Raw genomic sequence first — 8984 nt, 5'->3', positions numbered from 1 at the left:
CAACTTCCTCCTCGATCCGTACGAGTTCGTCATGGCGGCCAGGGCGCAGATGCTCTCGCCGACGGGCCGCAGCCGCGCCTTCTCCGCCGACGCCGACGGGTTCGTGCGCGCGGAGGGCGGCGGCCTCGTGCTGCTGAAACGTCTCTCGGACGCGCTCGCCGACGGCGACCGCGTCCACGCCGTCGTCCTCGCCAGCGCCACCAACTGCGACGGCCGCACCTCAGGACTCGCCCACCCCAGCGTCGAAGCCCAGCACGACCTGCTGCGGGCCGTCTACGCGCAGGCAGGCGCCGAACCCCGGGACCTCGCCTACCTCGAAGCGCACGGAACGGGCACCCTCGCAGGCGACTTGACCGAGTGCACCGCGCTCGGCCGCGCACTCGGGGCGTACCGCGACGGCACCCCGCTCCCCATCGGCTCGGTCAAGACCAACGTCGGCCACCTGGAGGCGGCAGCGGGCGTCACCGGGCTCCTGAAGGCCCTCGCCGTCCTCCGCAACGGGCAGATCCCCCCGTCGCTCCACTGCGAGAACCTCAACCCCGAGATCGACTTCGAGGGGCTCGGCGTCGCACCCGTCCGCGCCACCCGTCCGCTGGACACCTCGGGACGCGGACTGGTCGGCGTCAACTCCTTCGGCGCAGGCGGTGCCAACGCGCACCTCGTGCTCGCACCGCCCGGGCAGGACACCACCGAGTCCCCGCGGGCCGCCCGGCCCGAGCGGCTCCCGCTCGTCGTCTCGGGCCACACGGAGGCAGCCGCCCGCGCAGCCGCGGCCGCGCACGCCGCACGCCTCCGCGCCGCGGACCCGGCCGAGTTCTACGACCTCGCGTCGACCGCCTGCACCCGCAGGGGCCACCACGGCTACCGCACGGCCGTCCTCGCCGCCACACCCGAGGAGGCCGCCGCCCGACTGGACGCGCTCGCCGCGCCCGACGGCCCGGCGGACGCCCTCCGCACCGCGGTCGGCAGCGGCAGCACCGCCTTCGTCTTCTCGGGCAACGGCTCCCAGTGGGCCCGCATGGGCGCCGACCTCCTCGACAGGGCGCCGGCCTTCCGCAGCGAAGTGGAGCGCGTCGACGACGCGCTCCACGCCTACGCGGGCTGGTCGGTCGTGGAGGAGCTGCGCGCGCCGGCCGAGCACTCGCGCCTCGCACGGACCGAGTACGCGCAGCCCGCGCTCTTCGCCGTACAGGCGGGGCTCGTCGCGGAGTTGGCCGCGCGGGGCGTGCACCCCTCGGCCGCCGCCGGGCACAGCGTCGGGGAGGTCGCGGCGTACTACACGGCGGGCGCGCTCGACCTCGCGTCCGCGGTGCGCGTCGTCGTGGAGCGCAGCAGGGCACAGGGCGAGACGGCGGGCACGGGGAGGATGGCCGCCGTCGGACTCTCGCCCGCGCGCGCGGAGAAGGAACTCGCCGCGTTCCGCGGCCGGTTGGAGATCGCCGGCATCAACGACGAGGAGAACGTCAACGTCGCGGGCTCCCCCGCGGCCCTCCGCGAACTGGGCGAGCGCCTCGCGCTCGAAGGCGTCTTCTTCCGCGAACTCGACCTCGACTACGCCTTCCACAGCAGCGCGATGGATCCCGTCGAGGAGCCGCTCCTCCGGGCGCTCGACGGCCTCTCCTCCACGCCGCCGCGCATCCCCGTCTACTCCACGGTCACCGGTGCCGCCCTCGGCGAGGAGCAGCTCGACGCCGCCTACTGGTGGCGGAACGTCCGCGAACCCGTCCTCTTCGCACAGGCGGTGCGCGCGCTCTCGGCCGCGGGGCACGACGTGTTCGTCGAGGTCGCACCGCACCCGGTGCTCCGCGGCTACCTGAAGCGCGCCTCGGGGTCCAGGCGGCGCCGTACGGCAGTCGTCCCGACCCTCCTCCGCCCGTCCGAGACCGTGCGGACCGGCGGCCAGGACCAGGTGGACGCGGCGACCTGCGCCGTCCTCGCCGCCGGCGCCCGCGTGGAGTGGTCCGCCTTCTTCCCGCACCGGGGGCGTGTGGCCGAACTCCCGCGCCACCCCTGGCAGCGCGAGCGCCACTGGAACGGGACGGGCGAGTGCTGGGCGCCGCTCTCCGGCGTCGGCCTCGGGGTGTACGAGCACCCGCTCCTCGGGGTGCGCGCCCCCGTGCTCGAACCCTCCTGGCACGGCGGCGTCGAACCGGCGCGGCTGCCCTGGCTCGGCGATCACCGGGTCTCCGGCGCCGTCGTGATGCCGGCCGCCGCCTTCGCCGAGATGGCGCTCGCCGCCGGCCGGGAGGCGCTCGGCGGCCCCGCGGAGGTGTACGGCCTCGACATCCGCCGCCTCCTGACGGTGCCCTGGGACGACCCCGAGATGGACGTGCGCACGCAGGTCTCCGTCACCGACGGCGACGAGGTGCGCGTCGCCGCCCGTACGGCAGGCGGCGACTGGCAGGTCCACGCGCAGGCCCGCGTACGCCCGTTGGGCGGGGAGCGGCCCGTCGCGCCCGACGCCACCGAGGTGCGAGGAGCCGCCGGCGCACACACCCGCAGCGCCGAGGACCACTACGCGCGGATGCAGGACACCGGCCTCGACTACGGGCCGGCCTTCCGCCGGCTGAGGGGGTTCCACGTAGCCGAAGACCGCGCCGTGGCCGCCTACGAGCTCGACGACACAGGCGAGTTCGAGATCCACCCCGCCCTCCTCGACGCGGCGCTCCAGGCGACGGCCGCCGTCACGCCGGGCGCCGGGCGCGACGCCTTCCTCCCCGACTCGGTGGCCGCCGTGCGCAGGTGGGCCCGCCCGGCACAGCGGGGCGAGATCCACGTGCGGCTGCGCGAGGCGACGGAGGAGGAGGCCGTCTTCGACCTCGTCGTCACCGACGCCGAAGGGGCCGTGACCGTCGAGATCGACGGGTACCGCGGGAGGCGGTTCCGCGGCGAGGCCAAGGGAGCGCGCCGCTACACGACGGAGCTGCGCGCCGCCTCCCGCACGCTGCCGGGCGGCGGTTCGGCCGCCCCCTCGCCGCGTGCGGTGGCCGCTGCCACGGCCGAGGAGAACACCTCGCTCGACGAGGTGCTCTCCGAGCCGGAGGCCTTCGCCGTGGACGAGGCCGCCATGCGGGTCACCGCGCACTACGCCGCGCGCGCCCTGCTCTCCTTCGTCCCCCAGGGCGCCTTCGGCCTCGACGACCTGATCGCGGCCGGCGTGCGTCCGCACTTCCGCGGCCTGCTCACGGTCCTCGCCTCCGTGGCCGAGGAGCACGGCCTGCTCACCGCCGCCGAGACGGAGAGCGGCGGCCACGGGTGGCGCGCCGGCGCACCCGCGGACCCGGAGGGCGTGGTCGCCGCCGTCGGCAGGGAGCTGCCGCAGTACGCACCGATGTACCTCCTCTACGGACGCTGCGGGAGGCACCTCCGCGAGGTGCTGAGCGGCAGCGCGGACCCGATCAACATCGTCTTCCCCGAGGGCGCGACGCACCAGGCGCAGTACACCTACGGGGCCGTGCCGTTGATGCGCCTCGGCCTCCGCCGGGTCGCGGCCGCCGTCGACGCGATCGTCGACGGGTGGCCGGCCGACCGGCCGCTCCGCATCCTCGAAGTCGGCGGCGGCACCGGCGCCACGACGTCCGTCCTGCTGCCCCTGCTGCCGCCCGAACGCACCGAGTACGTCTTCACCGACGTCTCCTCGCACCTCGTGGTGCGGGCGAGGAAGCGGTACGAGGCGTACGATTTCGTCCGCTGCCAGGTCTTCGACATGGAGCGCGACGCCGCCGAACAGGGCCTGGCCGAGGAGCAGTTCGACCTCGTCGTGGCGACCAACGTCCTCCACGTCGCGGAGGACCTGCGCCAGGTGCTGCACGGGGTGGCGGCGCTGCTCGCGCCGGGCGGGGACCTGTTCCTCGTCGAGAACCACGACCCGCGCCCGCTCGCCCTCGCCTTCGGGCTCCTCGAAGGGTTCTGGTCCTTCCGCGACGACCTGCGCGAGGGCTCCCCGCTCCTCGACGTGGAGAGGTGGACCACCGCCCTGGAGTCGTGCGGGTTCGACGAGGTCACCCGGCTCGGCAGCGACGCCGACGCCGCCTACCAGTCGGTCCTCCTGGCCCGGCGCGCCCTCCCCGCCGCCGGCGAAGAGGCCCGGCCGCCAGCCACCGCGCGCCGCTGGGGCGTCGCGGCCGACGCCGGGGCCGCACCGCTCGCCGCAGCGCTCGCCGAGCGCCTGCACCGGGCGGGCGGCGAGGTCGTACAGACGGACGTCCGCGCGGCCGTGCGGGGCGAGTTGCTCACCCCGGAGGACCGCCCCGACGAGATCGTGCTCGTCTGGGAGGGGTGCGCGGCCGAGACGGAGATCGACGAGGCGGTCGACCGCGTCGCCGCGCTCCGCTCGCTCCTCGACGCCTGCACCACCCCGGGCGACCTGCCGCGGATCTGGATCGTCAACCGCAGCGCGGGCGCCCTCCCCGCACCGCGGGCGCCGCACTCGCCCGTCGACGCGGTCACCTGGGGCATGGCGCACGCACTCGACGCGGAGCGCCCCGACCTCGACCTCCGCCACGTCTCCCTGCCGGGCACGGGCGACCTCCAGAGCGAAGCGGACGCCCTGGTACGGGAGTTGACGGAACCGGACGACGAGGACGAGATCCTGCTCACCGGGCGGGGCCGCTTCGTCCCCCGCCTGCTGCCCAGCGGCCCGCAGCTCACCGTGGCCGGCTCGGACCCCTGCGAGCTGCGCATCGAACCGCACGCGCACCGGTTCTCCTGGGAGACGAGCGATCCCGAACGCCCCGGCGAGGGCGAGGTGCTGGTGGACGTGCGCGCCGCGGCGCTCAGTGCGCTCGACGCGGCGAGGGCGGGCGGCGAGGCGCCGATCCCGGGAGGCGCGGGAGCCTACCGGCCCGGGACCGAGTACGCGGGGGTGGTCGCCGAGGTCGGCCCCGGAGTCGAGGGGGTGCACCCGGGCGACCGGGTCTACGGCCTCGCCGCCGGCGCCTGCGCCACCAGGGTCCGCGCCGCTGCCGGCCTCCTCGCGCCCATCCCCGAGGACGTCGGCTTCCGTGCCGCCGCCACGCTGCCCGCCGCGTTCCTCACGGTCCACCGCGGGCTCGGGCACCTCGCCCGACTCGCCCCCGGCGAGACGCTCTTCGTGCACGGCGACGGGGGCGGCCTCGCACTCGCCGCCGTCCAGCACGCACGCCACGTCGGCGCGCGTGTCGTCGTCGCCGCCGAGCGGGAGGCGGAACGCGACCTGCTCCGCAACGCAGGCGCCGACGAGGTGCTCGACGCCGCCGACCCGGCGATGCTCCGCGCCGTGCGCCGGTTCGCGCCCGCCGTCCTCCTCGACTGCGCGGGACCCGCGGGCGCCGACGTCTCCGAACTGCTCCCCGCCGGCGGCCGGTTGGTGCGCGTCGTCGACGGGCGGCCCGGGTACCGGGCGCCGCGTGCGTGCGGCGGCGAGGCGCTCGTCGTCTCGATCGACACGGAGTGGCTGCTCACCGAGCGACCGGACGCGGCGCGCCGGCTCTTCGCCGAGGCCGCGGCGCTCGTCGCCGAAGGCGCCTACCGCCCGCTCCAGTTCAGCTTCCACACCGCCGGGCGGGCCGCCGAGGCCGTCGACTGGCTGCGGACGGGCCGCACTTCGGGGCACACCGTGCTCGGACTCACCGAACTGCCCGCCGTCCGCCGCCGCAGCGGCCCCCTCGCCCTCGACCCGCACGGCTCCTACCTCGTGACCGGCGGACTCAGCGGTTTCGGCGCCGAGACGGCACGCTGGCTCGCGGAGCGCGGCGCGGGGCGCCTCGCCCTCGTCAGCCGCCGGGGCGAGGCGACCGAAGGCGCCGCCGAACTCCTGGCGGAGCTCCGCGAGGCGGGCGCGCAAGCCACGGCGCACGCGGTCGACACCGCGGACCCCGAAGCCGTCGGAGCGCTGCTCGCCCGCCTGGAGGCCGAGGGCGCCCCGCTCCGCGGCGTCGTCCACGCGGCCGTCGTGCTCCGCGACGGGCCCTTCGAGGACGGCGAGGCCGAAGCCGACCGCGCCGTCCTCGCACCGAAGCTGAGCGGCGCCCAGGTCCTCGACGCCGCGACGAGGAATCTCGACCTCGACCTCTTCGTCGTCTACTCGTCGGTGACCAACGTCGTCGGCAACACCCATCAGGTGACCTACGGCGCCGCCAACTCCGCGGCGGAGAGCGTCGTGCGCGCCCGGCGCAGGGCCGGGCTCCCCGGGCTCGCCGTGCAGTGGGCGGGGATCAGCGGCATCGGCGCGCTCGCCGACCGCGGCCTCGCGGCGAACGTGGTGCGGCGCGGACTCGGACTCGTCGCACGCGAGGAGGCGTTCGCCGAGCTGGAGGACCTCGTCGCCGACGGGACGGACGTGGCTGCGGTGCTCAACATCGACTGGGAGCGCCTCGCCGACGTCCGCCTCCACGTCCGCGAGCGGCCCCGGCTGCGCCACCTCGTCCCCGCGTCCGCGCAGTGGGACCACACGGCGCTCGAAGCCGACAGGCGGCGGCTCGTCGAGGCGCCGCGCGAGGAGGCGCTGGGTGCGGCGGAGGAGATGCTCTGCCGCGTCGTCGCGCGGGTCCTCGGCGCTCCCCCCGGGAGCGTGGACCGCTCCCGCACGCTCGACCAGCTCGGCATCGACTCCATCATGGCGACGGAGCTGATCAGCGCGGTCCGCAAGGAGTTCGGCTGCGACCTCGCCATCGTCGAGGTCGCCTCCGGGCCCTCGGTCTCCGAGCTCGCAGGGCGCGTGGTGGCGCGTCTGCGCGAGGCGGCGGAGGGGGCCGCGTGAAGCTGAGAGTACGTACCTGGGGTGAGGGCGAACGCACGGTGCTCCTCGTCCACGGCCTCGCGGCCGACTCCGGCACCTGGCACGACATCGCCTGCGAGCTGGCGGAGTGGGGCCACCGCGTCGTCGCGCCCGACCTCCGCGGCCACGGGCGGAGCCCCCGGGGGTACTACAGCCCGGAGGCGCTCGCTTCCGACCTCGTCGACACGCTCCCGAAGGGCGCCCACCTCGCGGTGGGCCACTCCTTCGGGGCCGCCGCCCTCACCCTGGCCGCACAGGAGTTGGCGCCGGGGCGGCTCGTCTACGCGGAGCCGTACTGGAACATCGCGGCCGTCGGGGAGCTCCCCGAGGCGGAGACGGCGAACCGCCTGATGGGCACGGAGCGGGACCAGATCGCCGCCCAGCACCCGGAGTGGCCGTCCGAGGCGGTCGCCGCCGAGGCCGAGGCGAGGTCCCGCTGGGACCCGCGGACCATGGTCGACCTCCACGCCTTCGACATGCCGTGCACACCGGGTGCCGCCGAGGTCCCCTCACTGGTCCTACGGGCCGAACTCCCAAGCGCGGCACCGGCGTTGGACGAGCCGTTGCTGCGGCGGCGCGGCTTCGACGTCGCCACCGTGCAGGGCGCCGGCCACGTGCTCCACCGCGACCGGCCGAAAGCCTTCCTGGCCGCCCTGCGGCCGCTGCTGTGACCCGGGCCCGCGGTCCGCCCCGCCGACACCGTTCGGCGGGGCGGGCGACGGGCCGTCCCGACACCCGAGCGAGGAACCGGACTTGACCGCAAACGACCTGAACGCGCGGCTGCGCCGCATGCCCGAGGCGGAGCGCGAGCGCATCCTGCTCGACGTCGTCATGGAGTGCACCGCGACCGTCCTCGGCTACCACGAACCCGACGCACTCGAACCCGACATGGACTTCCCCGAAGCGGGCGTCGACTCCCTCACCGCGGTCGAGATCCGCAGCCGGATCGCCGCGCGCATCGGGGTGCCCGTACCGCGCGCCCGCTTCCACGCGAGGACGACCTTCGCCGAGTCGGCCAAGATCCTGGCCGCCCTCGTGGCCGAGGCGGAAGGGGCGCCGGTACGACCCTGAGGGCCCGGCGCGGCTGCGTGGCGGGCTCGTTCAGTTCCACGCCTCCCAGAGCGCCACGCAGCCCCTGGTCCGACTGCGGACCGTGCCGAAGGAGTCGCGGAGCACCGAGTCGAGCTCGTCGGCGTCGTCGCCCGCGTTGTCGAAGACGCCCCGGCGGATGTACGAGTCCATCAGCCACCGCGCCCGCGCCGTCGTCCGCACCGACCGGCCGAGGGGGAGGATCGTCGCACCGAAGAACCGTCCCCCGGGCGCGAGCACCCGCGACGCCTCCTGCACGGCGGTCGACTTCGCCCCGATGCTGTCGCCCGGCAGCGCGTGGAAGACGAGGGACATGGCGATCGAGTCCATACTCGCCTCGTCGAGGTCCCACGGCTTCAGCACGTCCTGCCTGTGCGTCTCGACGCGGTGCCGCGGCAGCGCCCGCCGCGCCACCTCCAGCGGCCCCTCGTTGAGGTCCATCAGATGCACGGCCGTCCCGGGCGAAAGCCGCGCGCGCCGCAGCAACGCCCCCGTACCCGGACCGATGTCGAGATGCCGGGCGCCCGCGTGCCGCCGGTAGAGGTCGACGACGTGCCGGGTCGGGCACTGCCAGAACAGATTGCAGTTCACGGTGTGAACGAGAAAGTCGTACCCGGAGAGGAAGGAGCGGTTGTACGCGAACATCGTGGAACCTCGTTTCGGGGCGTCTGCCTGCCTGTGTCTACCGACCGGGGGTGGGAAAGGTTTCTCCCCGGAAGGGTCGGAAGGGGGGGCGCCCCAAGCACCGGCCGCCGCTGCCGAGTCCGGGGCGGACGAGAAACGACGAGGAGAGCGGGCAGCATGGCGCACCTTCGCGCGGACGTGGCCGTCATCGGGCTGGGGGCCTTCGGCTCGGCGGCGCTCTGGCGGTTGCAGGAGCGAGGAGGCCGCGTCCTGGGCCTCGAACTCCACGACGTAGGCCACGAGTCGGGCTCCTCGCACGGACTGACCCGACTCTTCCGCGTCGCCTGCCTCGAACACCCGGGCCTGCCCGCCCTGGCGAGACGCACCCTCGACCTTTGGCGCGGACTCGCCCGGCAGGACGGCGTACCGCTCGTGCGCCAGACCGGTTGCCTCACGCTCGGCGCCCCCGGCAGCCGCCCGGTGCGCGGTGCTCTGGCGGCGGCCGAGGCGGCGG

At 75.5% G+C, this 8984-nt stretch carries 5 protein-coding genes; 4 read left to right on the top strand and 1 reads right to left on the bottom strand.

The features are described 5' to 3' along the window. The 3 genes from UWG_RS0115925 to UWG_RS0115915 all read left to right on the top strand — a co-directional run. The coding region (locus tag UWG_RS0115925; protein ID WP_016908218.1) for a type I polyketide synthase at nt 1-6739 on the top strand (6739 nt) is incomplete at its 5' end. Continuing rightward, entirely contained in the window at nt 6736-7428 is a 693-nt protein-coding gene (locus UWG_RS0115920) for an alpha/beta fold hydrolase (protein ID WP_016908217.1), read from the top strand. The genes UWG_RS0115925 and UWG_RS0115920, both read left to right, overlap by 4 nt. A gap of 82 nt (nt 7429-7510) precedes the next feature. After that, the gene (locus UWG_RS0115915) at nt 7511-7828 is read left to right on the top strand and encodes an acyl carrier protein (RefSeq protein WP_016908216.1); all 318 of its coding nucleotides are present in this window, start codon (nt 7511-7513) and stop codon (nt 7826-7828) included. Between the two features lie 30 nt (nt 7829-7858). Here UWG_RS0115915 and UWG_RS0115910 read toward each other — a convergent pair whose 3' ends face one another. After that, a complete protein-coding gene (locus tag UWG_RS0115910) occupies nt 7859-8491 on the bottom strand; it encodes a class I SAM-dependent methyltransferase (protein WP_016908215.1) in 633 nt (210 codons plus the stop codon). Nucleotides 8492-8647: 156 nt separating this feature from the next. Here UWG_RS0115910 and UWG_RS30165 point away from each other — a divergent pair. After that, on the top strand, nt 8648-8984 hold a 337-nt coding region (locus UWG_RS30165; RefSeq protein WP_033196173.1), incomplete at its 3' end, for an FAD-dependent oxidoreductase.

Origin of the sequence: Streptomyces xiaopingdaonensis (genome assembly GCF_000262345.1) — a bacterium.
GTDB classification, from domain to species: Bacteria; Actinomycetota; Actinomycetes; order Streptomycetales; family Streptomycetaceae; genus Streptomyces; species Streptomyces xiaopingdaonensis.
This window is presented reverse-complemented; position numbering and strand designations above follow the sequence as displayed.